The 26,069-nt window shown below is 59.9% G+C and carries 27 protein-coding genes and 4 tRNA genes; 27 read left to right on the top strand and 4 right to left on the bottom strand.

From position 1 onward, the window contains the following. The first annotated feature begins 2 nt into the window (after positions 1-2). Positions 3-1,172 (top strand): hypothetical protein, encoded by a 1,170-nt coding sequence (locus KUV46_13840; GenBank protein ID QYJ00404.1) that lies wholly within the window; start codon positions 3-5, stop codon positions 1,170-1,172. Here the strand turns inward: KUV46_13840 and KUV46_13835 are convergent. Further along, positions 1,169-1,369, bottom strand: a complete 201-nt coding sequence (locus tag KUV46_13835) for a DUF2842 domain-containing protein (GenBank protein ID QYJ00403.1) — start codon at positions 1,367-1,369, stop codon at positions 1,169-1,171. The two genes, KUV46_13840 and KUV46_13835, sit on opposite strands and share 4 nt — an antisense overlap. An 82-nt stretch (positions 1,370-1,451) precedes the next feature. Between KUV46_13835 and KUV46_13830 the strand changes: the two genes are divergently transcribed. Beyond that, positions 1,452-2,501 carry a COX15/CtaA family protein gene (locus tag KUV46_13830; GenBank protein QYJ00402.1) on the top strand — a complete coding sequence of 350 codons (1,050 nt, stop codon included), beginning with the start codon at positions 1,452-1,454 and terminating at the stop codon, positions 2,499-2,501. Here the strand turns inward: KUV46_13830 and KUV46_13825 are convergent. Continuing rightward, positions 2,461-3,483 carry a hypothetical protein gene (locus KUV46_13825; protein ID QYJ00401.1) on the bottom strand — a complete coding sequence of 341 codons (1,023 nt, stop codon included), beginning with the start codon at positions 3,481-3,483 and terminating at the stop codon, positions 2,461-2,463. The two genes, KUV46_13830 and KUV46_13825, sit on opposite strands and share 41 nt — an antisense overlap. A gap of 36 nt (positions 3,484-3,519) precedes the next feature. Between KUV46_13825 and rplM the strand changes: the two genes are divergently transcribed. From rplM to argC, 3 genes are all read left to right on the top strand, one after another. Further along, a complete protein-coding gene (rplM, locus tag KUV46_13820) occupies positions 3,520-3,984 on the top strand; it encodes a 50S ribosomal protein L13 (GenBank protein QYJ00400.1) in 465 nt (154 codons plus the stop codon). Between the two features lie 4 nt (positions 3,985-3,988). Then, positions 3,989-4,474, top strand: a complete 486-nt coding sequence (rpsI, locus tag KUV46_13815; GenBank protein QYJ00399.1) for a 30S ribosomal protein S9 — start codon at positions 3,989-3,991, stop codon at positions 4,472-4,474. Between the two features lie 88 nt (positions 4,475-4,562). Continuing rightward, positions 4,563-5,606, top strand: coding sequence for an N-acetyl-gamma-glutamyl-phosphate reductase (argC, locus tag KUV46_13810; protein ID QYJ00398.1), 1,044 nt, complete (start codon positions 4,563-4,565; stop codon positions 5,604-5,606). Here argC and phaC read toward each other — a convergent pair. Then, positions 5,564-7,588, bottom strand: a complete 2,025-nt coding sequence (gene phaC, locus KUV46_13805; GenBank protein QYJ00397.1) for a class I poly(R)-hydroxyalkanoic acid synthase — start codon at positions 7,586-7,588, stop codon at positions 5,564-5,566. The two genes, argC and phaC, sit on opposite strands and share 43 nt — an antisense overlap. Before the next feature lie 93 nt (positions 7,589-7,681). On the opposite strand from phaC, the gene KUV46_13800 reads away from it, so the two are divergent. The 14 genes from KUV46_13800 to KUV46_13735 all read left to right on the top strand — a co-directional run bounded on the left by KUV46_13800 (position 7,682) and on the right by KUV46_13735 (position 17,242). Further along, positions 7,682-8,113 (top strand): hypothetical protein, encoded by a 432-nt coding sequence (locus KUV46_13800; GenBank protein QYJ00396.1) that lies wholly within the window; start codon positions 7,682-7,684, stop codon positions 8,111-8,113. Positions 8,114-8,160: 47 nt separating this feature from the next. Then, complete coding sequence (locus KUV46_13795; GenBank protein QYJ00395.1) at positions 8,161-9,390, top strand: LL-diaminopimelate aminotransferase; 1,230 nt, start codon at positions 8,161-8,163, stop codon at positions 9,388-9,390. After that, on the top strand, positions 9,387-10,673 hold the full coding sequence (locus tag KUV46_13790; GenBank protein ID QYJ00394.1) for a homoserine dehydrogenase: 1,287 nt from the start codon (positions 9,387-9,389) through the stop codon (positions 10,671-10,673). Before KUV46_13795 ends, KUV46_13790 begins: the two co-directional genes overlap by 4 nt. Positions 10,674-10,704: 31 nt before the next feature. Then, positions 10,705-11,661 (top strand): class II fructose-bisphosphatase, encoded by a 957-nt coding sequence (gene glpX / locus KUV46_13785; GenBank protein ID QYJ00393.1) that lies wholly within the window; start codon positions 10,705-10,707, stop codon positions 11,659-11,661. Beyond that, on the top strand, positions 11,662-13,449 hold the full coding sequence (gene recJ / locus KUV46_13780) for a single-stranded-DNA-specific exonuclease RecJ (GenBank protein ID QYJ00392.1): 1,788 nt from the start codon (positions 11,662-11,664) through the stop codon (positions 13,447-13,449). Between the two features lie 145 nt (positions 13,450-13,594). After that, positions 13,595-13,669 (top strand) — tRNA-Glu (locus tag KUV46_13775). A 100-nt stretch (positions 13,670-13,769) separates the two neighbouring features. Continuing rightward, entirely contained in the window at positions 13,770-14,288 is a 519-nt protein-coding gene (locus tag KUV46_13770; protein ID QYJ00391.1) for a cold shock domain-containing protein, read from the top strand. A 61-nt stretch (positions 14,289-14,349) separates the two neighbouring features. Further along, positions 14,350-14,835, top strand: a complete 486-nt coding sequence (locus KUV46_13765) for a DUF192 domain-containing protein (protein ID QYJ00390.1) — start codon at positions 14,350-14,352, stop codon at positions 14,833-14,835. After that, the gene (locus KUV46_13760; protein QYJ00389.1) at positions 14,822-15,253 is read left to right on the top strand and encodes a PaaI family thioesterase; all 432 of its coding nucleotides are present in this window, start codon (positions 14,822-14,824) and stop codon (positions 15,251-15,253) included. Before KUV46_13765 ends, KUV46_13760 begins: the two co-directional genes overlap by 14 nt. A 45-nt stretch (positions 15,254-15,298) precedes the next feature. Further along, positions 15,299-15,375: transfer RNA gene (locus KUV46_13755), tRNA-Pro, on the top strand. Positions 15,376-15,431: 56 nt separating this feature from the next. Then, positions 15,432-15,704 (top strand): ETC complex I subunit, encoded by a 273-nt coding sequence (locus tag KUV46_13750; protein QYJ00388.1) that lies wholly within the window; start codon positions 15,432-15,434, stop codon positions 15,702-15,704. A 15-nt stretch (positions 15,705-15,719) separates the two neighbouring features. Continuing rightward, positions 15,720-15,796: transfer RNA gene (locus KUV46_13745), tRNA-Arg, on the top strand. A 41-nt stretch (positions 15,797-15,837) separates the two neighbouring features. Continuing rightward, positions 15,838-17,079, top strand: coding sequence for an aminotransferase class V-fold PLP-dependent enzyme (locus KUV46_13740; protein ID QYJ00387.1), 1,242 nt, complete (start codon positions 15,838-15,840; stop codon positions 17,077-17,079). An 88-nt stretch (positions 17,080-17,167) separates the two neighbouring features. Next, positions 17,168-17,242 (top strand) — tRNA-Phe (locus tag KUV46_13735). A 530-nt stretch (positions 17,243-17,772) separates the two neighbouring features. Here KUV46_13735 and KUV46_13730 read toward each other — a convergent pair. Then, on the bottom strand, positions 17,773-18,156 hold the full coding sequence (locus KUV46_13730; GenBank protein QYJ00386.1) for a hypothetical protein: 384 nt from the start codon (positions 18,154-18,156) through the stop codon (positions 17,773-17,775). A 297-nt stretch (positions 18,157-18,453) separates the two neighbouring features. On the opposite strand from KUV46_13730, the gene KUV46_13725 reads away from it, so the two are divergent. The 8 genes from KUV46_13725 to nuoG are packed head-to-tail and all read left to right on the top strand — an operon-like array spanning position 18,454 to position 26,065. Further along, positions 18,454-18,828, top strand: a complete 375-nt coding sequence (locus KUV46_13725; GenBank protein ID QYJ00385.1) for an NADH-quinone oxidoreductase subunit A — start codon at positions 18,454-18,456, stop codon at positions 18,826-18,828. Further along, the gene (locus tag KUV46_13720) at positions 18,829-19,398 is read left to right on the top strand and encodes an NADH-quinone oxidoreductase subunit B (GenBank protein ID QYJ00384.1); all 570 of its coding nucleotides are present in this window, start codon (positions 18,829-18,831) and stop codon (positions 19,396-19,398) included. Between the two features lie 20 nt (positions 19,399-19,418). Next, positions 19,419-20,036, top strand: a complete 618-nt coding sequence (locus tag KUV46_13715) for an NADH-quinone oxidoreductase subunit C (protein QYJ00383.1) — start codon at positions 19,419-19,421, stop codon at positions 20,034-20,036. After that, the gene (locus tag KUV46_13710; protein QYJ00382.1) at positions 20,029-21,237 is read left to right on the top strand and encodes an NADH-quinone oxidoreductase subunit D; all 1,209 of its coding nucleotides are present in this window, start codon (positions 20,029-20,031) and stop codon (positions 21,235-21,237) included. The genes KUV46_13715 and KUV46_13710 overlap by 8 nt, the downstream gene beginning before the upstream one ends. Further along, positions 21,237-22,262, top strand: coding sequence for an NADH-quinone oxidoreductase subunit NuoE (nuoE, locus tag KUV46_13705; protein ID QYJ00381.1), 1,026 nt, complete (start codon positions 21,237-21,239; stop codon positions 22,260-22,262). The genes KUV46_13710 and nuoE overlap by 1 nt, the downstream gene beginning before the upstream one ends. Then, on the top strand, positions 22,262-23,566 hold the full coding sequence (gene nuoF / locus KUV46_13700) for an NADH-quinone oxidoreductase subunit NuoF (protein QYJ00380.1): 1,305 nt from the start codon (positions 22,262-22,264) through the stop codon (positions 23,564-23,566). Before nuoE ends, nuoF begins: the two co-directional genes overlap by 1 nt. Before the next feature lie 14 nt (positions 23,567-23,580). After that, complete coding sequence (locus tag KUV46_13695; GenBank protein QYJ00379.1) at positions 23,581-23,961, top strand: hypothetical protein; 381 nt, start codon at positions 23,581-23,583, stop codon at positions 23,959-23,961. A gap of 4 nt (positions 23,962-23,965) precedes the next feature. Next, complete coding sequence (gene nuoG, locus KUV46_13690; protein QYJ00378.1) at positions 23,966-26,065, top strand: NADH-quinone oxidoreductase subunit NuoG; 2,100 nt, start codon at positions 23,966-23,968, stop codon at positions 26,063-26,065. The last annotated feature ends 4 nt before the right edge of the window (positions 26,066-26,069 follow it).

The raw sequence follows: 26,069 nt of genomic DNA, 5'->3' as shown, positions 1-26,069 counted from the left end.
CCATGGCAGACCGTGACGCGTCACTTTCTCACAAGACCTTCCCCTGGTTCAGGAGCGGTTTTGACCTTGAGGGCGTTGTCGGATTCCTGGCGGCATGGTTGCTCGGCATCCTGCTCGCCATGCTGTGGGAGCCGCTTTTCTGGCTCGGCTTCATTCCGGGCGTCATCATCCTCTTTGCCACGCGCACGGCAGAACGGGTCACACCGCAGTCGGTCGACCATGTGACGTCGCCTTGCGACGGCGTCGTCGTTTCGGTTGGAGAGACTGAAGCGCCTGAGGGGCTGCGTATGGCAGGTCCGACCGTCCGCATCCGCATCGCATCGTCTCCCGTTTCTACCAACAACGTTCACGCGCCAATTGCGGGCGCCATTGACCGTATCGAGTGCACAGAGGGGGAGCCCAAGGCCGTGATCGCCATGAAGGCCGAATCCGAAGGGCTTGCGCGTCTCTCTGCGGTCTTCAGCAATGACAATATCCGCGCCGGTTTCGTCTTTGCATCCGGCGGTCTCGGCCCGCGCCTTGTTACCAAGTCTGACGCTGGTGACCGGGTCGCCAAGGGCAAGACGGTCGCAACGCGCCGGCTCGGCGGCTGGTGTGATGTCTACATTCCGGCGCGCTCACCGGGCAGCTGCATCGTGCAGCCGGGTCGTACCCTCACGGGCGGCGAAACCATCCTCTGGGATCTCTCGCTCACAAGCGTCGCATCAGAACCACAGACTGATTACGCAGCGCAGGCAACGGCCGGGAGCTATTCTGATAATACCGCCACGGTCGCAACGACTGCCGCTGCCGCCGCAGCTGCGTCGCCTGAGGTCATGCCCGAGCAACTCGTTGAGGCAGACGCTCCCGTAGATGAAGCGGATGTGCCAGAAGCCGAAGCGTACTCTGCCGACTCGCAACCAACGCCGGAAGTGGTTCCAGCCCCAGTAGAGGCTGAAGCCGAAGAAGAGGTCGCTGAAAGCCAGGCCAGCTGGAGTGATGAACCAACGCCGGAGACGCTGCCGCCAGAGGTGGCAGAAGAGGTTTCGGACACCCCTGACTTTGAACCTGACGCTGACACGGCCTCAAATGCTGAAAGCGATGAAGGCGAAGACCCGTCCACCATGTTCGAGCGACTGCGCCAGCAGGCCCGTCGGCTTGCTGGCGAGGATGACGATCAGGAAAACCGCTAGTCCTGGCTTGGCTCTGCGCTGTTCATCCAGCGCAGGACCGGCCGCACAGGCAGGATCCAGGCGACGCCTGCAATGATGTAAAATGGCAGTTCGAGCCAGAACGGCCAATCTGTCATACGGCTGCCGATTGTCCCGACCAGAAAGATCCAGATTGCAATGATGGCAAGGATTGCGATGGCCGCGAGCGGTTTGCGCATGATGGGTTCCGGTCCTGACTTCGATACACCTGCGACCGCGTGACGGCTTGCGAAATCGCGGTATGGGCTCAGATAGGTCGCCATGACACAAATGGCAAAGTCCCCGCTTGCAGACAAATGGATCCGGCGCTGGCTCGTCGTTATCGCGCTGATGGTCTATGCGATGATCCTGATCGGAGGCATGACGCGCCTTACCGATTCAGGTCTCTCAATCACCGAATGGGACGTGATTAGCGGATCTCTCCCGCCACTCAACCAGCAGGACTGGGCGGAAGAGTTCGCGAAGTACCAGCAGACCACCGAATTCCAGCAGCAGAACTACAATATGACGCTGGCGGAGTTTGAGTACATCTACTGGTGGGAGTGGGGGCACCGTCTCTTCGGGCGGCTCATCGGCCTTTTTGCTGTCGGTGGTCTCGTTTTCTTTCTGGCCCGCAAGTGGATCGGCCGGGCGCTCACCACGCGCCTCATCATTCTGATTGCGCTTGGCGGCCTGCAGGGTGCGATTGGCTGGTGGATGGTGTCCAGCGGGATTGGTGAAACAGACCGTCTGGATGTCGCGCCGTACAGGTTGATGACACACTTCGTTCTGGCGCTCGTCATCATTGGTTACACGGTCTGGCTATGGCTGGATCTTGGCCGCACGAGCCGCATCACCGCTTCCCGGCTTCTTTCTTCACTGTCGATCGTGCTGCTCGCCCTGGTTTCGATCCAGATGGCATCAGGCGCCCTCGTAGCAGGCCTTGATGCCGGGCGCACCTATACTGACTGGCCACTCATGGACGGCGCCTTCGTGCCCGCTTCATATATTCAGGACGGTCTTGGCATCCGCAGCCTGTTCGAAGGGCTGGCGGCGACCCAGTTCAATCACCGGTTGCTCGCCTATGTCCTCTGGGGCGCGGCGCTGGGCGGGGCAGTCCTTGCCTGGGGCAAGCCTGCCGCCAAACCCTTTGCCTTGCTTGCCACCTTGATCACGGCTCAGGCCGCTTGGGGCATCTACACACTCGTCAGCGGCGCACCGCTAAAGCTTGCCATCGTCCATCAGGCGCTCGGCGTGATCGTGTTCATCGCCGCCGTGCGCCTTGTCTGGATCACTCGGTCGGCGTCGGAACCTCAATCGGCGACATCGTAATGCGGCTCGGGTCTATCATGACGACCCGGTGATCGTCGCCGCTGACCGTGCCGCCGACAATGATGACGCCGCCGGGATAGCCGCCGCCGCGCGCATCGCCCGTTGCCGCCAGCGACGTAAACATGCTCGGCACTTCGACCGTGATGCCTTCACGAATATCGAATGTTGCCGGCTCATTGTCGCCAACGGCCAGTTTAAGACGTCCATTGCCTTCGGACAGGATCAGCGTTTCGCGTCCCAGACGGCGAAGGCTGGCCGCTGCATCAACAGGCGCCGTAAACACCGTCGCCTCGTCAGCGCTGATGACGCAGGCGGTGATCGGGCCGCTGGCGGTCTGCTCATCTTCGACTTCAAAGACAAGCTCGCCGCCCGATTCCCGAATAGCGCCATTATAGAGCGTGTCCGGCTCCGTTTCAGTCCAGTACGCAATCCGATGGGTGGAATCAGCATCGTCCGCAGGCGGGGCGGCACAGATGCCCGCTGCAGGACCGGTCTGGTCCCCTTGCAGATCATACTGGATAGGCGCGGCAACGCCGCCGCCATAGATCCAGACTTTCAGGCTGCCCTCTGCGTCGATGCCAGGGAAGATCGTGACCGGCGTACCAGCAAGCATCGCATAGCGTCCCTCCGCGAGCGCGCGCGTACCTTCACCGGTCGTCTCGGTGATACGTTCACCATCGAAGTCGAAAATCTGGACGCTGCCATCGTCATAGGCGACGGCGAATGTCGATCCGGCACCGCCCGCAACGCCGATGCTGGCAACCGGCGAATCGAGCTGGCGGGTCGACCAGACAGCCGGCAACATATTTATTGCTGCCGTATCAGTGGTTTCAGACACAGCGTCCTCTTCCTGGGCCGCTGGTTCGCCCTGTTCTGCTGGCTCTTGCGGGCCAGAGCAGGATGCAGCATAGAATAGCAGGAAACCGGCGATCCCTGCGTTGACAGGGAAGGTCTGCGCGCTTAAACGCGGGCGCTTGAACATATTCCAACACTCCGAATGAGAGGCTCCCGAGGAGCAATGAAGACTTATAACGCACCAGCTGACGTGGAGAACAAGTGGATCGTTATCGACGCAACTGATGTTGTGGTCGGTCGCCTTGCTTCATATGTCGCCAAACGCCTGCGCGGCAAGCACCGCGCTGATTACACTCCGCACATCGATACGGGCGACCATATCGTTGTGATCAATGCGGAAAAGGCTCGCTTCACCGGCAACAAGCTGCGTGACAAGACCTATTACCGTCACACCGGATACCCAGGCGGCATTAAGCAGACCACGGCAGAGAAGATCCTCGGCGGTCGCTTCCCAGAGCGCGCGATTGAGCTCGCTGTGAAGCGCATGATGCCGGGTGAAAGCCCGCTCGCCCGCCAGCAATTCTCCAAGCTTCGCGTCTATGCAGGGTCTGAGCACCCGCATGAGGCCCAGAAGCCGGAAACCGTCGATTTCGCATCGATGAACGTCAAGAATCTGAGAGACGACTGATCATATGTCCGATACCGCCAATTCTCTTGAAGACCTGAAAACCGTCACTAGCGGCGAAGCTGCAACCGAGACGGTTGTCACTGCAGAGCCAAAGATCGACGAGTTCGGCCGCTCTTACGGCACCGGCCGCCGCAAGTCCGCAACGGCTCGCGTCTGGCTGAAGCCAGGCACCGGCAAGATCACCGTCAACGGCAAGGACCAGGAGCAGTATTTCGCTCGTCCGGTTCTGCGCATGGTGATCGAACAGCCGCTGATTGAAACCGATCGCCGCACCGAGTTCGACGTGATCTGCACCGTAAAGGGCTCTGGCCTTTCCGGTCAGGCTGGCGCTGTGCGTCACGGCATTGCCCGCGCACTCGTGAACTACGAGCCAGGCCTGCGTTCGGTTCTCAAGCCATTCGGCTTCCTGACCCGCGACCCGCGTACGGTTGAGCGTAAGAAGTATGGCCGTGCAAAAGCACGCCGCAGCTTCCAGTTCTCGAAGCGCTAGGTTCGCATTCAGAATCTTTTTCCCGAAAAGGGCGCTTCGAAACCGGAGCGCCCTTTTTCTTTGCCCGCTGACATGACAAAGAGGCTTCATGACCGATCAACCGTTGAAAGCCGCTATTCTGGGCGCGTCCGGTTATACCGGCGCTGAGACCGTCCGACTCCTGCGCAATCACCCGTCTGTCACGCCCGTCGCTGCCACGGGGAACGCGCTCGCTGGCAAGACACTGTCGGATATTTTCCCGCACCTTCGCGGCAAGTACGACCTCGACGTCATCAAGGCTGAGGATGTTGATTGGGACGGCATTGACGTCGCATTCGGCTGCCTGCCGCATGGGACAAGCCAGGACCTGATCGAGACGCTGCCATCCCATGTTAAGGTCGTCGATCTCTCGTCAGACTACCGGTTTCGCGATGCAGTGGCCTATTCTAAGGCGTATGGCCGCGAGCATATCGCGCCCGATCGTACGGCAATTGCAATTTACGGCCTTAGCGAACACGCTGGCGATGCCATGAAAGGCGCAGATCTTGTCGCCTGTCCGGGTTGCTATCCGACGGCGATTCTCATGGTTCTGCTGCCGCTAATGAGTCCTATGATTATTGATCGTGATGCGATCATTATCGACGCCAAGTCCGGTGCGACCGGGGCAGGGCGGGGTCTGAAAGAAGGCAACCTCTTCAGCGAAGTCACCGAGGGCTTGCACGCGTACGGAGTCGGCACCCATCGGCATACGCCGGAGATTGAGCAGGAGCTTAATCTGCGGGCAGGCCTCAATGACATCGAAGTGACGTTCACGCCCCACCTGATCCCGATGGCACGAGGTGAACACGTTACCTGCCATCTGCGCGGAGACGTCGATTCGGTCCATGCAGCTCTGTCGGCGGCCTATGCAGATCAGCCTTTTGTCAGCGTGTTGCCGCTCGGATCACCGCCGCCGGATACGCGTCATGTGCGCGGGACGAATGATTGCCGGATTGCCGTTTTCCCTGACAGCGCAAAAGGCCGTGTGATTGTGATCGCGGTCATCGACAACCTCGTCAAAGGGTCCAGCGGTCAGGCCATCCAGAACCTCAACCTTATGATGGGATGGGATCAGGCCTTGGGGCTCGACGCACTTCTGCCACTCTTCCCTTGAGACGCAGTTTTCTTGGCCGGCTTCTTCGCGCCCGCCTTTGACTTCGTCGAAGTCGTAGAGCTGCTTTTTGCCTTGGCGGCAGCCGGTTTGGGCTTAGGCGAAGACGCCTTTTTGGCGGCCGGCTTCGGCTTTGGGGCCGGGCGGTCAGGCTTGGAAGGCGTCGAATACTCGGTCGCGGGCATCTTGCCCTGCGCGATGTCAGAGAGGCGCATCTTCACATAGGTGCCGGGTGCGTCGCCCAGCCCCTTGTCTTCAACTGGCTCAGCTGGTTGAAGGTCGCCCGCCTTAGGCTCAAGCCATTCCCACCAAGTCGGCCACCATGAGCCCTTGGTCTCTTCGGCTCCAGACAGCCAGGCCTCTGGCGTCTTCGCCAAGCCCTCATTTGTCCAGTGCTGGTACTTCTCGGCGCTCGGATGGTTGATCACGCCAGCGATGTGGCCCGACCCGGCCAGGATGAAATTTACGTCGCCGCCATACTTCTGGGCACCGCGATAGATGGAGTGCCACGGACAGATATGGTCTTCGCGGCTCGCCTGAATGGTGACGGGAATAGAGATGTCCCCCATGGAAACAGGCTCACCGAAGATTTTGAAACGTCCTTGGGATAGCTCATTCTTTCCATACAGGTTTTTCAGATAGGTACGATGCGTCTCGCCCGGAATATTCGTTTGATCCGCGTTCCAGAACAGAAGGTCAAACGGGCGAGGCTTCTTGCCCATCATGTAATTGTCGACAACGTAGCGCCAGACGAGGTCGACAGGGCGCAGCCAGTTGAAAGTCTGGCCCATCATCTCGCCCGGCATGATGCCATTATTCTCGTCGATGACGGAATCGATGCTGCCGAGTGACTCCGGATCGGTGAACACCATCAGGTCGCCTGCATCGGAGAAGTCTGATTGCGACGCAAAGAAGGTGGCCGATGCGACGCGCTCGTCGCCCGTCTTCGCCATGTGGCCAAGCGCCCCGGTGAGAAGCGAGCCACCGATACAATAGCCAATGGCGTTAAGCTTGCCCGCACCGGTTTGGGCGAGGGCTTCGTTCATCGCCGCGAACGCTCCGTGTTCGATATAGTCATCCCACGTAAAATCACGCGTCACGGCATCCGCAGACCGCCACGAGACCACGAAGACGGTCAGGCCCTTGTCGACGAGCCAGCGGATCAGCGAGTTCTCCTCGCGCAGGTCCATGATGTAGTATTTGTTGATCCAGGGCGGGAAGATGAGCAGCGGGCGCTCATAAACATCCTCGGTGGATGGTTCGAACCGAAGTAGCTCGATCAGCTTGTTACGGAACACGACCTTGCCGGGGGCGGTTGCGATATTCTTGCCGATCTCAAATGGCGTTTCATCCGACTGGCTGATCGACAGGCGGCCGCCACCTTTGGCGATATCAGCGCGGGCATTCCGCAAGCCGTCAACGAGGCTCTGCCCGCCCGTTTTCAACATGGCGCGCAGGGCTGCAGGATTGGTCGCGAAGAAATTGGTCGGGGACAGCGCGTCTATTGTCTGGCGCGTGTAGAACTGGGCCTTGCGCTTGTCGCTTGGCGAAAGATCAGGCGCGGCCTCCAGCAGCGACATCATCCAGGATGAGTTCAGCTCATACGCCTTGCGCATGAACTCGAATGCCGGGTTGGACGACCATTCGGGGTCAGAGAAGCGCTTGTCCTTCGCATCGCTGATCTGACCGAGCGTGAAATCCTTCCAGAGGCTGATCCAGCCGGTCCAGAGCTCCAGATTTGCGTCGAGCAAGGCCTGCGGATTGCTCGCCAGCGACTGTCCGAGGCGGCCGTAGGTGTTGCCGACACCGAATGGGTCTGGGTTTGACGTAAGCCCTTCGCCGGGGTTCGCTGTCGCAAGCACTTCATTGAGCAGCGCCTGCGACTCGATCGCGGCTTCGGCAAGGGCCTGCCCGATCGCCTGTAACTGCTCAGGTGATTGATCAGCGAGGATCGCATTCAGTGTGCGGTGTTCTGGATCGCTCATATCGCTCGTGCTTTTCATCACCCTCTATCGCTATTCTACACAAACAGCGGTAGGGAATAAATGTTTCAGGATGAATGAAGAGTACCGAAGTTTATGACGAAAGCCTGGTTGATTCCCGTTTTTACGCTGATGCTGGTCGGATGCACGACAACTGCGACCTCGAGCAGCACCGTGCAGCCGCCGGAATGGTATGAAAAGCGCCAGGCGGAATTGGCGGAACGTGGCTTCCCGAAAATTGCTGATGTCCCGACGCTACCTCAGGCTGAAGTCGAGACGGATGAAGGCGTGGACTCGGACTCCAAGCGCGCCAAGGATGAGGCGGTCCGCCGCCGCAGCGCCTTGTATCAGGCCATGCTCAAGGACCCGCGTTCAGCGCCGACTTATCTCACGCCGCAGGAAATCGCGGCCTGGGGCGATGCGCAGCTTAACAAGCTCGAAGGTCGGCCAGCTCCCGCCGACTTCCTGTCAGATCAGGAAGTTGCTTCCCTGCGGGCAAGGTTTGACAGGCCCCGCGCGCGGCGCTGACACTTCCTTTCCATCGCTACAGCCCATTTGCCCTGCGGAGTTCGGTCATGGCCGGAGAATTTTATAAGATCAGGCGTTTGCCGCCCTATGTTTTTGAACAGGTGAACCGTCGCAAGGCGGCGCTGCGGGCGAATGGCGCGGATATTATTGACCTCGGCATGGGCAATCCGGACCTGCCGACACCAAAACACATCGTCGACAAGCTTTGTGAGACCGCACAGAAGCCGGACGTGAATGGCTATTCCGCTTCGCGCGGCATCAATGGCCTGCGCCGCTCGCTCGTGAATTACTATAAGCGCCGCTTCGACGTGACGCTGGACAAGGACCGCGAAGTCATCGTGACGCTGGGGTCGAAGGAAGGCTTCGCCAACCTCGCACAGGCAATTTCCGCCCCGGGCGACGTTATCCTAGCGCCCGACCCCTCCTATCCGCTGCACTCGTTCGGCTTCATCATCGCTGGCGCCTCGATCCGCGGCGTGCCAGCCCAGACGCCGGAACAGTACCTCTCCAATCTTGATCACGCGATCCGCTACAGCGTGCCGCCGCCGACCGCGATGGTGCTCTGCTATCCGTCCAACCCGACAGGCGCTGTGGCTGATCTCGATTTCTACCGCGAAGCCGTAAAGATCGCCCGTCAGCATGATCTCTGGATCCTGTCTGATCTTGCCTACAACGAAATCTATTTCGAGGATCCGCCACCATCCATCCTTCAGGTCGAAGGCGCACGTGAGATCGCCGTTGAGACAACGACCCTGTCGAAGACCTACTCCATGGCAGGCTGGCGGATCGGTTTTGCGGCGGGCAATGAGCGGCTGATTGGCGCGCTTGGCCGCGTGAAGTCCTACCTCGACTATGGCGCCTATACGCCAATTCAGGTCGCCGCCTGCGCCGCTCTGGACGGCCCGCAGGATTGCGTCGCTGAAGCCCGTGAAATCTACCGGGCGCGCCGCGACACTCTCGTCGACAGCTTCCGCCGTGCCGGATGGGACGTGCCGAAGCCGACCGCTTCCATGTTCTGTTGGGCGCCTGTGCCCGAGCAGTGCAAATCCATGAGCAGTCTCGAATTCTCACTTGCGCTCATAAATGAGGCAGGCGTGGCTGTGGCGCCCGGTTCTGGCTTCGGAGAGCGCGGCGAAGGCTATGTTCGCATCGCGCTGGTTGAAAACGAGCAGCGCATCCGGCAGGCAGCCCGCAACATCAAGAAATTCCTTCAGACCCACGGCAAAGCGGCTGCGGAGAATGAAGGACCGGTATTTGAAGGAAAGGAGCTGTCGTGAAGACATTGAAGCTCGGTATCGCAGGGCTCGGCCATGTCGGCTGTGGTCTCGTTGACCTTGTACAGCGCCAGGAAAACCTGCGCCTTCCGGGTCAGGTCGAGATTACGGGCGTCACGGCACGTAACCGGAGCCGCAACCGGCCTGTCGAGACAGACTCCTATCGCTGGTTTGATGATGCCGCGAAACTTGCGGCAGATGACTCCGTCGATGTCTTCGTGGAGCTGATTGGTGGCTCTGACGGTCCTGCCAAGGTCGCCGTCGAAACCGCGATCAAGTCCGGGAAATCCGTCATAACCGCCAACAAGGCGCTCATCGCCATGCATGGGCAGGCCCTTGCAGAGCTTGCGCGCGAGAACGGTGTCGACCTTCTTTTCGAAGCGGCGGTCGCAGGCGGTGTTCCGATTGTCCGCGTGCTGCGCGACTCGCTCGCTGGCGTCGAAATCAACCGCGTTACCGGCATCCTGAATGGCACGTGTAACTTTTTGCTGAGCGAGATGCTCGACACCGGCAAGTCTTACGACACCGTTCTGGCTGAGGCTCAGCGTCTCGGCTTTGCTGAAGCTGACCCGACCCTCGACGTGTCCGGCATGGACGCGGCTCACAAGGCGGCCATCCTTGCGGCCATCGCATTCTCAGCCGACCTCGACTTCTCAAAAGTGTCGGTGTCCGGCGTCGATGGTGTCGAGCTGCTTGACCTCGATCTTGCTGACAGGCTCGGCCTTCGAATCAAGCTCATCGCAGAGGGCAAGATTGCAGGCGACGGTGTTGTCTGCCGCGTCGAGCCATTCGCCCTGCCGAAGAATCACCCGCTGGCCCGCATCAATGGCAGCCTTAACACCGTCCGTGTAGAAGGTGATCCGCTAGGTGCCGTTACGCTGACAGGCCCCGGCGCAGGTCCCGGACCTACGGCGAGCGCCGTCATGGGCGACGTGGCAAAGCTCTTCAATCCGATTGCGCGCCCAGCGTTCGGTCACGCCGAACACCATGCGCGCCGCAAGTTCGTTGTCGCAGAAGCCGATGAAACCGCTGCATATTTTGTCCGCGTCAAGCTGATGGATAAAGCCGGTTCGCTCGCAGAACTTACCGAAGCACTTGCCGAGGCGGGCGTGTCGATCGACAAATTGCTGCAGGACTCGGCTGACGAGGACGGCGCCGCGCCGATTGCTATCGTGACGCATCTCTGTTCACGCAAGGAGATATCGAATGCACGCGAGCGCTTGCAGTCGCTGGCGTCCAATGTAGGAACACCGCAGATAATGGCCATTGAGGCTTCATCGGAGTAGGGGGACAGCCATTCTGGCTGCGAGGAAGAATATGACAAATAGCATTCTCGTCCCGCATCTTGCTGATGCGATGGTACGTGTAACCGAAGTGGCGGCGATTGCGGCGCAGAAGCTCGCGGGTCTGGGCGATGAGAAAGCCGCTGACCAGGCCGCTGTCGATGCGATGCGCACGGCTTTCAACTCGGTTGATTTCAAAGGCCGGATTGTGATCGGCGAAGGCGAACGCGATGAAGCGCCGATGCTGTATATCGGCGAGGAAGTCGGCACCGGGAACGGCCCGGAGATCGACATTGCGCTCGACCCGCTTGAGGGCACAACGCTCACCGCCAAGAATATGGCGAACGCGCTCGCTGTTCTTGCGATTGCGCCGCGTGGCGGCCTGCTGCACGCGCCTGATACCTATATGGACAAGATCGCCATCGGCCCGGGTTACGAAAAAGGTGTGATCGATCTCGATGCGACGCCTGCCGAGAACATCAAGTCCATGGCGAAAGCTGCAGGACGGCCTGTCGAGTCGATGACGGTGTGCGTTCTCGATCGTCCGCGTCATGCCGATATCATCGAGAGTATCCGCAGCGTTGGCGCCCGCATCAGCCTCATCTCTGATGGCGATGTCGCTGGCGTGATCAACACCACCAATCCGGACACCGGCATCGACCTTTATATCGGGCAGGGCGGCGCGCCAGAAGGCGTGCTCGCGGCAGCGGCGCTGAAATGCGTTGGCGGTCAGATGCAGGGCCGTCTCTTCTTCCGCAATGACGATGAGCGCGCACGCGCCAAGCGCGTTGGCGTCACCGATCTCGATCGCAAGTATGATCTTGATGAGCTTGCAAGCGGAGAGACTGTCTTCTGCGCAACGGGCGTAACAAAGGGCGGCCTGGTGGACGGCGTCGTCGTTCGTCCTGGCGTCATCACGACAGATACGCTCGTCATGAGCTCGGCCGACGGCATGGTCCGCAAGATCCAGTCGCGCTACCGCACCGCTTAGGTGATGCCGGGCGGCGGCTACCTGTTCAATGTCGGTCAGTCGCTCGGCGATCGATACTGGTCGCTCGCCGACGTCGACGACAACAAGGTCCGGCAGCTGAGCCTTTCGCTTGGCACGCCGGACTTTATTTCCAGACTGCTTTTTCTTCGAGGCGTAGAAGCGGGCGCAGCGCCGGGATTTCTGGCGCCGAAGCTTCGTGACACATTTCCGGACCCCTCCACCTTCAAGGATATGGAGAAGGCGGCGCGTCTTATTATGGACGCGATCGCAGATGGCCGGAACGTTACTGTCTTTGCTGATTATGACGTCGATGGCGGCACCTCATCGGCCCTGCTTGCCCGGTACTTTCGCGCCTGGGGGCGAGAGCTTGGCCTCTACGTCCCGGATCGCCTGACGGAAGGCTATGGCCCGTCTCCAGCTGCCTTTCGCTATCTGAAAGAACAGGGCGCCGACCTCGTCATCACGGTTGATTGTGGGGCTGCGGCGACGGAAGCGCTTGAAGAAGCCAACCGCATTGGCTTGCCGGTCATCGTCATCGACCACCACCTGATGGGGCATGAATGGCCGGAAGTGGCCGCGCTGGTAAATCCCAATCGGCCGGATGACACATCCGGCTATGGCCACCTCGCGGCGGCTGGCGTGGTCTATGTCATGCTCGCAGCTCTGAACGCAGAAGCGCGCAAGCGGAATATCGCGCCTGCTGGCGGCCTGCCCAACATGCTCGACTGGCTCGACCTTTGTGCCCTTGGCACGCTTTGCGACATGTCGCCTTTGCGCGATGCCAACCGCGCCTTTGTCCATCAGGGGCTGAAGATCATGGCCCGTGACGGAAATCCGGGGCTCCGCGCGCTGGCAGACGTTGCCGGGATCGGCCGGATTGAAAGCGTGTATCATGCGACCTTCGTTCTTGGGCCCCGCCTCAATGCAGGCGGCCGGGTCGGTGACCCGTGGCTTGCGGCAAAGCTGCTCGCGACAGATGACCGTCAGGAAGCGATTGAACTCGCAGAGCGGCTTCATGGTCTGAATGATGAGCGAAAGGCCGTAGAGGCCCATATTCTAGAAATCGCAACGGCACAGGCAGAACGTCAGCTGGAGCAGGATCCTGACCGTCATGCCCTCGTCGTATCTGGCGAAGATTGGCATCCCGGCGTCATCGGCATCGTGGCAGGGCGAATCAAGGACCGCTTCCACCGGCCAACAATCGTGATCGGCTGGGGCAGGGAGCTTGGTCCAGTCGCCAAGGGATCGGCGAGGTCTGTACGCGGTGTGAATATCGGGGACGCGATCGCCCAGGCTGCACGCGAAGGGCATATTCTCTCAGGCGGTGGTCATGCGATGGCTGGCGGCCTCAGCCTTGAGCCAGACCAGATCGGGCCGTTCTCCGACTGGCTTAATACCCATCTCAGCGCCTTTTCAGATGAACGGGATGCGGCGCGGGAACTGAAAGTCGACGCCTTGCTGGACGCGGGTGCTGTGTCGCCTGACACTTTTGATCTCATCGCGCAGCTCGGCCCGTTCGGGCAAGGCGCACCTGAACCATATTTTGCGCTGACGGATATGGAGATCACGCATGCGCGGCCCATCGGTGCCAATCATCTGCGCCTGACAGCTGAGAGCACGACAGGGCGAGTCGAAGTGCTGAGCTGGCGCAGTGTCGGCACGCCGCTGGGCGATGCGCTGCAGGCGCGAGGGCGCTTTCATCTGGTCGGACGCCTGAAATGTGACGAGTGGAATGGCCGCCGCCGCGCGCAACTGGAACTCGTGGATGCTGCGCCAACAGGCGGTTAAGCCCCGGATTTCCTTGCATGACGGGGGATCCCGGTCTGGTGTGCATCCAGCGAAAAGGCGCCCAACTGCAAAAAACTGATTTGTCCGCATAGAGCCGCTTGCAAGCCGCGCGAGTGACAGCTATATCGCGCGTTCCAAACCGAGCGCTCCCTTCGTCTATCGGTTAGGACGCCAGGTTTTCAACCTGGAAAGAGGGGTTCGATTCCCCTAGGGAGTGCCATTTTTTTGGACAATTTCGCGTAAAACACGATTTGTTGTCCCCTTCGGGGATGACATTCCGATTCGGCTTTTCTACTATTCTTAACGGGAATGGTGGGTCGATGAGTGCGGTGAAACCTGAAATCCAGAATATAGAGCCTTCAACCTCAGTGCGGGTGATTGGCGCTATCAAATGGTTTGACCCTGCAAAGGGCTACGGTTTCGTCATTCCTGATTCAGTTACCTCATCTGAGCTTTCGGGCGATGTGATGATCCATATCTCGGCGCTGCGGGCCTATGGCGAGTCTGATGCCGATGAAGGGGCACGTATCGTCTGCGACGCTGTAGCCGGCGATCGGGGCTGGCAGGTTGAGCATATCATCGAGATGGACCGTCCTCGCGAGGTGATCGCCAAGGAAAAAGGCACTGCCCCTGAACCTGAAGACGTCATTGTTAAGTGGTTCAGCACAGAACGCGGCTTCGGTTTTGTAAATCGGGTCGAGGAGGAGGGGGATGTCTTCATCCACATTTCCGTTCTTCGCCGTAGCGGCATCTCGTCGGCAGAGCCGGGCGAGCAGTTCACCGTGACAATCTCCGAAGGCACGCGCGGCGCCTATGTGAGCGCCGTCCTTACAGAATAGATACATCGCTGGCTTCCAAGACGTGTTGTGCGTGCGAAAGGTGCGGGCTAAACCCGCTGGCATGAAAACACTTCTCGCCATTGCGGCCCTGAGCTTCAGCACCATGGTGCTGCCGTCTTCCACTGCTTTTGCGCAGACCGCGCCTGCCGATCCGCTTGAGACCTCGAGCGTCACGATCGACTCGGCAAATGGTAGCCACCAGTTCGACATCGAGATCGCCGATGAGAGCGATGAGATTTCCTACGGCCTCATGAACCGCGAATCGCTGGCACCAGATGCAGGGATGCTGTTTGACTTCGGCAATCCGCGTGAGCCGGCGATGTATATGAAGAACACGCTGATCCCGCTGGACATGCTGTTCATCTCTTCGACCGGTTCTGTCGTGATGATTGCCCGTAATGCTGTTCCGGGCTCTCTGCGCACCATTTCGCCGGGCACCCCGGTAAAAGGCGTCCTCGAGATCAATGGCGGCAGGGCAGCAGAGCTTGGCATCGAGCCGGGCGACACCGTCCGTCACGCAATCTTCGGCAACGATGCCGCAGAATAGCGAAGTTCACCGCGACCCGCCTGCGGGTTTCGAGATATCCTCTTCCCGCGGCCCGTTCACCACACGCAACGGACCCGTCTGCCGCGCGACGGCAGAAGGCGACATGCGCAGCGGCATCTGGGTCCTGGACCGCCATTGCAACAGCATGGGTTTCATGCATGGCGGCATGGTGAGTTCGTTTGCAGATGGCGCGCTTGCCTGGGCCGTCTGGTATGAAACCCGGAAAATGTCAGTGACACTGAAGCTCACCACCAGCTTCTACGGCACCATCCGTCCGGGCGACTGGCTCGAGGCGCATCCCCGCGTCATATCTAGCGATAACGGCGTTGTGCACGTCACGGCGGACATGCTGGTGGGCACGGTTTTGGCCGCGCGGGCGGACGCAGTTTTCCGCGTGCTGCGTCGAACCGCTAAATAGGGCTTGCGGCGTCCGGCGCGTCTGCATAGAAGGGCAATCCGATGTCGGAGCGTGGCGCAGCCTGGTAGCGCACCTGATTTGGGATCAGGGGGTCGGAGGTTCGAATCCTCTCGCTCCGACCATCGATATACTGGAGGCGAACATGGACGCGCGGATCTATAAGCCCAGAAAGACTGCCATGCAGTCAGGCCGGGGAAAGACGCGCGAATGGGTTCTTGAGTTTCGTGCCGATCACGATGCCCGCTTCGCTGACCCTCTGATGGGCTGGACCAGCATCAACGACACAACAGGCCAAGTGCGCATGCACTTCGAAACGCGTGAACAGGCAATCGACTTTGCCAAGCGCGAAAAGCTGACTTTCACTGTCGATGAGCCGCGTGAGCCAAAGCGTCTGGTGAAATCTTACTCCCAGAACTTCGCTGCCGATCGCAAACAGCCCTGGACGCATTAGTCCGGCGCGCTTTCCGGCCCCTTAGCTCAACTGGATAGAGCACCGGACTTCTAATCCGACGGTTACAGGTTCAAGTCCTGTAGGGGTCGCCATTGCTGGCGGTTCGATTATGCTGCCCGATTGGGAGGCAGCGATGAAACTACCGAAAACAGGAACGAGCTGGACCGAGCTAAAATCCGAGATGTCGGCGCGCGGTGCAGGCGATGCCAAGTGGCGCGACGGCAAGACGGCGGTCTATGTCTTTAATGCCGGTCCAGAGGTCGAGCAGGTCCAGAAGGAAGCCTACACCGCCTTCATGTCAGAGAACGGCCTTGGGCCGCTTGCCTTTCCGTCGCTTGCGAAGATGGAGAAGGATGTCGTCTCCATGGCGCTGGACCTCCTGCATGGGCCAGAAGGGTCGACCGGCGCGATGACATCCGGCGGAACCGATTCGATCACGATGGCGCTCAAGACAGCGCGCGACTTTGCCCGCTCGAAAGGCCAGTCGGGACCTGCGAATATCGTCCTGCCGCAGTCGGCACATCTTGCCTTCGATAAAGCAGCGCACCTCATGGACATTGAAGTGCGCCGTGCGGCTCTGAAGACCGATGGCAGCTATGAAGCTGACCCTGCCGCCATGGCTGAGCTGATTGATTCGAACACTGTGATGATCGTCGGCTCCGCGCCGAATTTCCCGCACGGAATCATCGACCCGATCGCGGCGCTGTCTGACCTCGCCATTGTGAAAGGCGTCTGGCTTCATGTCGATGCCTGCGTTGGCGGCTTCCTTGCGCCATTTGCGCGGATGAATGGCGTTCCTGTGCCGGCTTTCGATTTTGAGCTGGAGGGCGTCCAGTCGATGAGCGCTGATCTTCATAAGTATGGATATGCGGCCAAAGGCGCATCGACCGTGCTGTTCCGCTCGGCTGACCTCTATCAGCACATGCCGTTCGACTTTGCGGGCTGGTCTGGCGCGCCGATGAAGACCCCGACCCTCGCCGGGACGCGGCCGGGCGGGGCGATTTCTGCGGCCTGGGCGGTGATGAACCATTTGGGTGTCGAGGGATATTGCCGCCTCCAGGGCAAGGTCTGCGCCGCGCGCGAGAGAGTAGAGCAGGGGCTGCGCTCTCGTGGGTTCGAGATTCTTGGCACGCCGCTGCTTGGCCTCATCGCGTTTCGCCATCCGGACCTTCATTCCTTTGCGCTTTATGGCGAGCTCTACAAGCGTGGCTGGTTCACCTCGGTCACCAAGGAGCCGCGCAGTCTTCATCTCATGCTGTCGCCGAAACATGCCGATATGATCGATGACTATCTGCGCGATCTCGACGCGGCGTGTGAAACTGTCCGGGCTGGCGAATCTGCCCCGGCAGAGACGGTTCAGCCGCGCTATAATTGAGGTTGTCTGCAGCTTGCTGCAAAAAGATCAAACAGGGGATTGGACAATGGCAAGTCCCGGCGTTATGACGCCGTTTCCCCAGTAACCCGCCCGGGTAGCTCAGGGGTAGAGCAGCGGATTGAAAATCCGCGTGTCGGTGGTTCAAATCCGCCCCCGGGCACCATTCACTTTCCGATTTGCGCAGCGAAATTTTCGATCCGGTGGATCGAAAATAGGAAATGAATGCCCCGGCAGGGGCTTTGTGCTTTTCGCTCCGTTTCCCCGCTTCCCTCTTCATCTGAGTGGTGCTCTTTTGGTTTGATCTCGCTTCGCGATGGATCGGGCTCAGGGCTGCGTTTCACTCAATCCGCTCACCCCGGCGCAGGCCGGGGTCTCAGGAGGCTTATGGCGCTTCCTTCAGTGATTTCCTGCTTCATCCTTCGACAGGCTCAGGATGAGGAAGCGCGTGCGGCCGCAGGCCCGGTCGGGCTGCGGTCTTGTATCCGCAGACGCCTGCGTCCTTCGACAAGCACAGGATGAGGGGCAGGTGTCCATGATGCGGCTTTGAGAGTGCTTGCTTAGGCTCAGAGGCTGCATCTTGGATACCTGCCTTCGCAGGTATCTTCGGGAGGTGGGTGTTTGGGGTGGTGGGGTTGATGTTGGCCGCGTGGTTCGGCTTCGCTCACCATGCGGAGTTTGGGTTGGGCGCTGTGTCTAGGGTGGAATGAGATTGAGGTTTGTGGCGGCGGAGATTTTCCATGGTTCGGACGTGCTGAAAGATGGACGCTGGGCGGGTGTTTGAGATTCAGTAGCCTTCAGGCCCTGCCACACCTCAGAGACATCCAGAGACAGCCGCTTCCAAGGCGCACGCGGCGCAAACACGGTCCAGTCATTCGGGGCTGGTTTGTCCGCGAAGGCCTGGAGCGTGATATAGATGCGGCCTTTCTTGCAGACCGAGTAGCCAACAAGGCCAGAGCGGTGTTCTGCGCGTCTCGCTATGAGGTAGCGGTCCAGCCAGTACAGTTCCCAGAGGAAGATGGGCCAGTACCAGAGCTCCAGCTCTGCCAACACATCAAGGATCCAGTCACGGGCGATCATGGGTGCCACTGTACCCCGGTGCCCTCAGGTGTCGGAAACTCTGGTGCAGGCGTGGTGTTTCTGACGGTGCAGTGACGGTGTTTGGGAAGTGTGGGCGAGGGGGAGCTGTATGACTTGCAAATCCTTCGCATTTTCAGCTGGATGCCGGTTGCAGCCAGCGCGTCGCCTCGCCGCATGCGAGGGGGCAGAATTTTCTGTCAGCCACGTTAGTTATGATGGGGATGGCATGTTGCCATCGCGCTGAAAGCGTCCTAACCCGACGCTTTCGACGCCCGTCCTTCGAGGAGCTCACCTCATATGACCGAGATTGAACGCTTTGCCCTCGACTATCTGCCAGTGATCCTGTTTCTGGGACTTGGTGTGATCCTGTCGCTGCTCTTCATTATTGGCGCTGCCATTTTGGCCCCGTCCAACCCGGACCCTGAAAAGAATTCGGCCTATGAGTGTGGCTTCAACGCTTTCGACGATGCGCGCATGAAATTCGATGTCCGCTTCTATCTGGTGGCCATCCTCTTCATCATCTTCGATCTGGAAGTGGCCTTCCTCTTCCCGTGGGCTGTCAGCCTCGGCACCATTGGCGTGTTCGGCTTCTGGTCCATGGTCGTCTTCCTCGGCGTGCTGACGGTAGGTTTCATATACGAATGGCGCCGTGGGGCGCTGGAGTGGGAATAGATGGCCGACGACTATAAGCCATATGCACTTGGAGCCGGCCGCGCCGGTGTCGAAGGCGGGCACGATGTGCGCGCTGATGACCCGTTCTTTGCCGGACTTTCCGATCACCTTGCCGACAAAGGCTATTTCACCGCGCGGGCAGACGACCTGATTGCGTGGGCGCGGACCGGTTCACTCATGTGGATGACGTTCGGTCTGGCGTGCTGCGCTGTTGAAATGATGCAGGCAGGCAATCCGCGTTACGACCTGGAGCGCTTCGGCATGGCACCGCGCGGCTCTCCGCGTCAGTCAGACGTGATGATCGTCGCAGGTACGCTCACCAACAAGATGGCGCCAGCGCTTCGCAAGGTCTACGACCAGATGCCGGAGCCGCGTTACGTTGTTTCCATGGGCTCGTGCGCGAATGGCGGCGGTTATTATCACTATTCATATTCAGTCGTTCGCGGCTGTGACCGTATCGTGCCTGTCGACATCTATGTGCCAGGCTGTCCGCCGACCGCAGAAGCGCTCGTCTATGGTATGCTGCAACTTCAGAAGAAGATCCGCCGCGAAGGCTCGATCGAGCGCTAGGCGGAAAGGATTTACTGGTCATGAGTGAAGCCCTGAAAGAGCTTGGCGAGCATATCAGCGACTCGTGCGCTGATATGGTGAAAAGCTTCCATGTGAAGCATGGCGAGCTGACGCTGCTCGCCGAACGCGATTCGATCCTGCGCCTGTCGAAATTCCTGAAAGACGACAATCAGTGCGTGTTCGAGACGCTGATCGATATTTGCGGTGTCGACTATCCTGAGCGCAGCCAGCGTTTTGAGGTCGTCTATCACTTCCTGTCGATGCGCCTGAACCAGCGTATCCGGGTGAAGGTCTCGACCGATGAGAGCGCGGCTGTGCCGAGCCTTACCGGCCTGCACCCGAGCGCCGACTGGTTCGAGCGCGAAGCGTTTGACATGTACGGCATCCGCTTTGCCGGCCACCCGGACATGCGCCGCATCCTGACCGATTATGGTTTTGAAGGCTATCCGCTGCGCAAGGACTTCCCGCTGACGGGCTATACCGAAGTACGTTATGACGACCTTGAAAAGCGGGTTGTCTATGAGCCGGTGAGCCTCGTTCAGGAATACCGGAACTTCGATTTCCTTTCGCCTTGGGAAGGCATGACCAAAGAGCTGCCGGGCGATGAAAAGGCGGAGAAGGAGGCTGACAATGGCTGATAGCGCTTACATTTCGTCCTCCGACGACGACCGCAAGTTTACGCTGAACTTTGGCCCGCAGCACCCGGCTGCGCACGGTGTGCTGCGCATGATCATGGATCTCGACGGCGAAGTCGTCGAGCGGATCGACAGCCATGTCGGTCTTCTGCACCGCGGCACCGAAAAGCTGCTGGAGTACAAGACCTACCTTCAGGGCCTGCCTTATTTTGACCGGCTCGACTATGTCGCGCCTATGAACCAGGAGCATGCTTGGTGCCTTGCGATCGAGCGTTTGCTTGGTCTCGAAGTGCCCCGCCGTGCCAAGTTCATTCGCGTGCTGTATTCCGAAATCGGCCGCATCCTGTCGCACATGCTGAACATCACGACGCAGGCGATGGACTGCGGCGCGCTGGCTCCGATTACGTGGGGCTTTGAAGAGCGCGAAGTGCTGATTGGCTTCTATGAGCGCGCCTCCGGCTCGCGCATGCACTCTGCCTATTTCCGTCCGGGCGGCGTCCATCAGGACCTGCCACCTGATCTGCTCGACGATATCCTGCATTTCTGCGGCCGGTTCCCGGACGCGATTGCGCATATCGAAGGGCTGATCACGGACAACCGCATCTTCAAGCAGCGTAACGTAGATATCGGCGTCGTGGACGAGAAGATCATCATGGAATGGGGCTTCTCAGGCGTCATGGTGCGTGGCTCTGGCCTCGCATGGGACCTTCGCCGTTCACAGCCCTACGAAATCTATGACGAGATTCCGGGCGACGTCTTCAAGGTCGTGGTCGGCAATAATGGCGACAATTACGACCGCTATGTCTGTCGCATGGAGGAGATGCTCATCTCCTGTGACATCATGAAGTGGTGCATCGAGAACATGCCGGAAGGCGAAGTTCTGCTGGCAGGCTCCAAGGTGTCGCCACCGCGCCGCGGTGACATGAAACGCTCAATGGAAGCGCTCATCCACCACTTCAAGCTTTACACCGAAGGCTTCCATGTGCCCGAAGGCGAGGTTTATGCCTGCGTCGAGGCGCCGAAGGGCGAGTTTGGTGTGTATCTGGTTTCTGACGGGACGAACCGTCCATATCGCGCAAAGATCCGGGCGCCGGGCTATCCGCACCTCGCGGCCATGGATCACCTGTGCAAGGGGCATATGCTGGCAGACGTCTCTGCCATACTGGGTTCGCTCGACATCGTGTTTGGGGAGATCGACCGCTAATGGCACTTCGCCGTTTTGATCTTGAGGCAGGGGGCGAGACTTTCGCTTTCAAAGCCGAAACAGAGCCGACGATTGCGTTCTGGCTGGGCAAGTACCCAGAGGACAAGAAGCGTTCGGCCGTCATCCCGCTGCTGTGGCTGGCGCAGAAGGACAATAATGGCTGGCTGTCCGAGCCGGCCATGCGCACGGTCGCTGACCGCCTCGAGATGCCGTATATCCGCGTCTATGAGGTTGCGACCTTCTACACGATGTTCCGCCTCCAGCCGGTCGGCAAGAATCACGTCCAGCTTTGCGGCACGACGCCGTGCATGCTGCGCGGCGCCAACGACCTGAAAAAGGTCTGCGAGAAGCGCATCGGCAAGAAGATGGCCGTGACCGATGATGGCCGCCTGTCATGGGAAGAGGTCGAGTGTCTCGGCGCCTGCGTGAATGCGCCGATGGTCCAGATCAACGATTATTACTATGAAGACCTGACGCCGGAATCTCTCGATGAGATCCTGTCGCGTCTTGCGGGCGGTGTCGATGTGCCTCCGGGGACATTCGTGGATCGCCAGAACAGTGCGCCGATTGGCGGAGCGACAACGCTGAAAGAGGCGGCCCTGTTTGATGGCTCGCGCAATGGCGTGTCCGGCCTGCCAAATCTTCCAGAGGCGACGAAGGGCGACAATCCTGAGCCGGAAGCCAAGGGTGAGCCGGCCCGGTCGAAGCCGACCAATACTGACCGCGAAGAGCCATCCAAGTCGACGGTGAAAGCTGCCGATGAAGAGATGGAGCTTGAGGGTGAGCGTCCAGCCGCGTCTGAGACGGGCGCTGAGGGCGGCGATGATCTCAAGAAAATCAAGGGCATCGGGCCGAAAATTGAGAAACAGCTCAATGAGCTTGGTGTGAACACCTATGCGCAGATCGCGGCCTGGAGCGGCGATAATGTGAAATGGGTCGACGGGTATCTGTCTTTCCGGGGCCGGATTGAACGGGAATCCTGGATCGAGCAGGCCAAGACACTTGCATCTGAGGACAAGAGCTAATGCTGCAGGACAAGGATCGCATCTTCACAAACCTTTACGGCGCGCACTCGCCAGGCCTCGAAGCGGCCAAGAAGCGCGGTGCCTGGCATCTCACGCGTGAGATGCTGCAGCAGACGCCGGAATGGATCTGCGACCAGATCAAGGCGTCCGGCCTTCGTGGCCGCGGCGGGGCTGGCTTCCCGACGGGTCTCAAATGGACCTTCATGCCGAAGGAAGTCCGTGACCGGCCGCACTATCTGGTCGTCAATGCAGACGAGTCCGAGCCGGGCACGTGCAAGGACCGCGAGATCATGCGCCATGACCCGCACCTTCTGATCGAAGGCTGCATGGTCGCCTCCTATGCGATGCGCGCACATGCCTGTTACGTCTATCTGCGCGGCGAATATATCGCTGAGCGCGAGGCGCTCGAGAAGGCGGTGAAAGAAGCCTACGAGGCAGGCCTGATCGGCAAGAACAACAAGAATGGCTGGGATTTCGATCTCTATGTCCACCATGGCGCAGGTGCCTATATCTGCGGCGAGGAGACGGCACTTCTGGAAAGCCTCGAGGGCAAGAAGGGCCAGCCGCGCCTGAAGCCGCCATTCCCGGCCAATGCCGGCCTCTATGGCTGCCCGACCACAGTGAACAATGTCGAGTCGATCGCGGTCGCGCCGACCATTCTGCGCCGCGGCGCTGAGTGGTTCGCGGGCTTTGGCCGTCCAAACAATACCGGCACGAAGCTGTTCTGCGTGTCCGGCCATGTGAACAAGCCGTGTAATGTCGAAGAAGAGATGTCGATCACTTTCCGTGATCTCATCGAGACCCATTGCGGCGGTATCCGCGGTGGCTGGGACAATCTGAAGGCGGTGATCCCGGGTGGCTCATCGGTGCCGATGGTGCCGGCCGAGCAGATCATGGACGCCTATATGGATTTCGACACGCTGCGGGACCTGCGCTCAGGTCTCGGTACGGCGGCCGTCATCGTGATGGACAAGTCCACTGACCTCATCCAGGCGATTGCGCGGATTTCCTACTTCTACAAGCATGAGAGCTGCGGCCAGTGTACGCCGTGCCGCGAAGGCACCGGCTGGATGTGGCGCGTGCTGGAGCGGATGGCCAAAGGTCAGGCAGAGATGTCGGATATCGACATGCTGCTCGATGTGGCTGGTCAGGTCGAAGGTCATACGATCTGCGCGCTTGGCGATGCTGCGGCGTGGCCGGTGCAGGGCCTTGTCCGCCACTTCCGTCATGAGATCGAAGACCGCATTTCCGAGTACCGGGCGCCGCGCACCATGGTGCAGGGCGCAAACGTGGCAGCGGAGTAGGGCAGACACGACTGATGACCATGCTCCGCAACATCCTCACCGCCATCTGGTGCGCCGTGATCATCGGGACGAATACGTTCGCCCTGATCGTCACAGCGCAGTATTTCGGCGTGGATGTGCTGGCGCTGAATTCAGTCCTGCTACCAGTAGTGCAGATGGGCGCGATGATCGTGCTCGGTATCCTGTCGTTGGTCTCGACAAAGTATCTATGGGTGATTCTGGGGGTGTCTGTGCTGTCACTTGTGCTGACGCTAGCGCATGACCTGCTCGTGATGCGGGTCTGGCGCCCGTCTACGATGCTGGACAGCCTGCTCGTGATCGTTCCGACCTATCTCCTTGCGCGCTGGAATTCGCTGTCGCGCGAGACGAAATTCAATCCCGTACAAGAGTTCTAAAGCGATGGCTGACGACCTTTTCAAACTGAACATCGATGGCAAGGATATTGAGGTGCCCAAGCACTACACGCTGATGCAGGCGTGTGAGGAAGCTGGCGCCGAAATCCCGCGCTTCTGCTATCATGAGCGCCTGTCGGTGGCCGGCAATTGCCGTATGTGCCTGGTTCAGTGGAAGGGCGCGCCGAAGCCGATTGCGAGCTGTGCCCAGACCGTTGGCGACATGCGCCTCAATCCGGATGGCACGCCGCCGAACATCCTGACCTCTGGCGACTATGTCGAGAAGGCCCGCAACGGGGTGATGGAGTTCCTGCTCATCAACCACCCGCTGGACTGCCCGATCTGCGATCAGGGCGGTGAGTGTGACCTTCAGGACCAGGCCATGGCCTATGGCCGGTCTGGCTCGCGCTATGCGCTGAACAAGCGCGCGGTCGAGAACAAGAATATGGGCCCGCTGGTCAAGACGATCATGACCCGCTGCATCCAGTGTACGCGCTGCGTGCGCTTTGCAGCCGAAGTCGCCGGTGTCGAAGAGCTGGGCATGATTTCGCGCGGCGAAGATGCCGAGATCACGACCTATCTGGAAAAGTCGCTGTCGTCGGAGCTTTCCGGCAATGTCATCGACCTTTGCCCGGTCGGCGCGCTGACGTCGAAGCCTTACGCCTACAATGCGCGCCCATGGGAGCTGCGCAAGACCGAGTCGATCGACATCATGGATGCGATGGGCGCAGGCATCCGCGTCGACGCCAAGGGTGCTGGCGTGATGCGTATCATGCCGGTCATCAATGAAGAGGTGAACGAGGAGTGGCTGTCAGACAAGTCGCGCTTCGTCTGGGACGGCCTAGCCCGTCAGCGCCTCGACAAGCCTTATGTCCGCGAGAATGGCAAGCTGCGCCCGGCAAGCTGGAGCGAGGCGCTCCAGAAGACCGCGGAGGCGCTGAAAGCCTCGAAAGAGAAGACAGGCTTTATCGCAGGCGACCTCGTTGAAGTTGAACAGGCCCGTGCGGCGCTGGATCTTGCACGCAGCCTCGACATTGCATCGACTGATTGCCGCCCGGCAGGCGCAGCCTATGGCGCTGACGGTGTACGCGAGAAGTACATTCTGAACCCGACGCTTATGGGCGTTGAGGAAGCCGATGCGCTGCTGCTGATCGGCACCAATCCGCGTGTCGAAGCTTCGGTCTGGAACGCACGTATCCGCAAGGCCTGGCTCTGGAATGATCTTCAGGTTGGTCTGGTCGGCGAAGGCGTCGACCTCACCTATGACTACGATCACCTCGGCACGGGCCCGGCAGACCTTGATGGCCTGCTGAAAGGCGACAGCGCTTTCGTCAAAGCTTTCAAGAATGCCAAACGCCCTATGGTTGTCATTGGTGAGCACGCGCTGGTCGGCGACCATGGGCTCGATGTGCTGAACGCGGCGCACCAGATCGCGCTCGATGCGGGCGCAATCACCGAAGAGTGGAGCGGCTTTGGCGTGCTTCACAATGCGGCTGGCCGTGTTGGCGCGCTCGATACCGGTTTCGTGCCGGGCGAGGGCGGTCTTGATACAAAGGCAATGCTCGAAGGCGGCGTGGACACGCTGGTCCTTCTGGGCGCCGACGAGCTCGACCTCAGCAAGCTCGGTGATACGACCGTGATCTATGTCGGCTCTCACGGTGATCGCGGCGCCTCGCGCGCTGACATCATTCTTCCTTCTGCGGCCTATACCGAGATGGAAGCGACCTATGTGAACACCGAGGGCCGCGTGCAGATGACCCGCAAGGCGGTCCAGCCGAAAGGCGACGCCCGTGAGGCCTGGGCGATCTTCCGTGCGCTGTCCGAGCTGACCGGCAAGCCGCTGTCCTATGATTCGGCAGACCAGCTTCGCGAACAGATTCGCGAGCATAATCCGGTGTTCGCAGGTCTTGGCTTTGCCCCGGGCAAGGCCGGCCATGAGGCGCTGTCCAAGGCGCCTGAAAAGGCCAAAACCCTCGCCGGAGCGCGTCCTTTTGAAGCGCCCTTCGAAGATTTCTATCTGACCAACCCGATCGCACGGGCGTCAAAGACGATGGCGGAATGCTCGCTCATGAAGCGTGGCCTTGAAACGCCGGTAGCAGCGGAGTAGGCGA

Origin of the sequence: Thalassovita mediterranea (assembly GCA_019448215.1) — a bacterium.
GTDB lineage: Bacteria > Pseudomonadota > Alphaproteobacteria > Caulobacterales > Hyphomonadaceae > Henriciella.
The sequence above is the reverse complement of the archived record's forward strand: the minus strand, read 5'-3'. Positions and strand labels throughout refer to the sequence as shown.

Coding starts and splice junctions, on each gene's coding strand:
- nuoG (QYJ00378.1), top strand. CDS start 23,966: ATGGCTGACGACCTTTTCAAACTGAACATCGATGGCAAGGATATTGAG.
- KUV46_13830 (QYJ00402.1), top strand. CDS start 1,452: ATGACACAAATGGCAAAGTCCCCGCTTGCAGACAAATGGATCCGGCGC.
- phaC (QYJ00397.1), bottom strand. CDS start 7,588: ATGAGCGATCCAGAACACCGCACACTGAATGCGATCCTCGCTGATCAA.
- glpX (QYJ00393.1), top strand. CDS start 10,705: ATGACAAATAGCATTCTCGTCCCGCATCTTGCTGATGCGATGGTACGT.
- nuoE (QYJ00381.1), top strand. CDS start 21,237: ATGGCACTTCGCCGTTTTGATCTTGAGGCAGGGGGCGAGACTTTCGCT.
- rplM (QYJ00400.1), top strand. CDS start 3,520: ATGAAGACTTATAACGCACCAGCTGACGTGGAGAACAAGTGGATCGTT.
- nuoF (QYJ00380.1), top strand. CDS start 22,262: ATGCTGCAGGACAAGGATCGCATCTTCACAAACCTTTACGGCGCGCAC.
- KUV46_13730 (QYJ00386.1), bottom strand. CDS start 18,156: ATGATCGCCCGTGACTGGATCCTTGATGTGTTGGCAGAGCTGGAGCTC.
- KUV46_13760 (QYJ00389.1), top strand. CDS start 14,822: ATGCCGCAGAATAGCGAAGTTCACCGCGACCCGCCTGCGGGTTTCGAG.
- KUV46_13740 (QYJ00387.1), top strand. CDS start 15,838: ATGAAACTACCGAAAACAGGAACGAGCTGGACCGAGCTAAAATCCGAG.
- KUV46_13795 (QYJ00395.1), top strand. CDS start 8,161: ATGGCCGGAGAATTTTATAAGATCAGGCGTTTGCCGCCCTATGTTTTT.
- KUV46_13840 (QYJ00404.1), top strand. CDS start 3: ATGGCAGACCGTGACGCGTCACTTTCTCACAAGACCTTCCCCTGGTTC.
- KUV46_13825 (QYJ00401.1), bottom strand. CDS start 3,483: ATGTTCAAGCGCCCGCGTTTAAGCGCGCAGACCTTCCCTGTCAACGCA.
- KUV46_13770 (QYJ00391.1), top strand. CDS start 13,770: ATGAGTGCGGTGAAACCTGAAATCCAGAATATAGAGCCTTCAACCTCA.
- KUV46_13720 (QYJ00384.1), top strand. CDS start 18,829: ATGGCCGACGACTATAAGCCATATGCACTTGGAGCCGGCCGCGCCGGT.
- KUV46_13715 (QYJ00383.1), top strand. CDS start 19,419: ATGAGTGAAGCCCTGAAAGAGCTTGGCGAGCATATCAGCGACTCGTGC.
- rpsI (QYJ00399.1), top strand. CDS start 3,989: ATGTCCGATACCGCCAATTCTCTTGAAGACCTGAAAACCGTCACTAGC.
- KUV46_13710 (QYJ00382.1), top strand. CDS start 20,029: ATGGCTGATAGCGCTTACATTTCGTCCTCCGACGACGACCGCAAGTTT.
- KUV46_13750 (QYJ00388.1), top strand. CDS start 15,432: ATGCAGTCAGGCCGGGGAAAGACGCGCGAATGGGTTCTTGAGTTTCGT.
- KUV46_13725 (QYJ00385.1), top strand. CDS start 18,454: ATGACCGAGATTGAACGCTTTGCCCTCGACTATCTGCCAGTGATCCTG.
- KUV46_13800 (QYJ00396.1), top strand. CDS start 7,682: ATGACGAAAGCCTGGTTGATTCCCGTTTTTACGCTGATGCTGGTCGGA.
- KUV46_13835 (QYJ00403.1), bottom strand. CDS start 1,369: ATGCGCAAACCGCTCGCGGCCATCGCAATCCTTGCCATCATTGCAATC.
- KUV46_13695 (QYJ00379.1), top strand. CDS start 23,581: ATGACCATGCTCCGCAACATCCTCACCGCCATCTGGTGCGCCGTGATC.
- argC (QYJ00398.1), top strand. CDS start 4,563: ATGACCGATCAACCGTTGAAAGCCGCTATTCTGGGCGCGTCCGGTTAT.
- KUV46_13765 (QYJ00390.1), top strand. CDS start 14,350: ATGAAAACACTTCTCGCCATTGCGGCCCTGAGCTTCAGCACCATGGTG.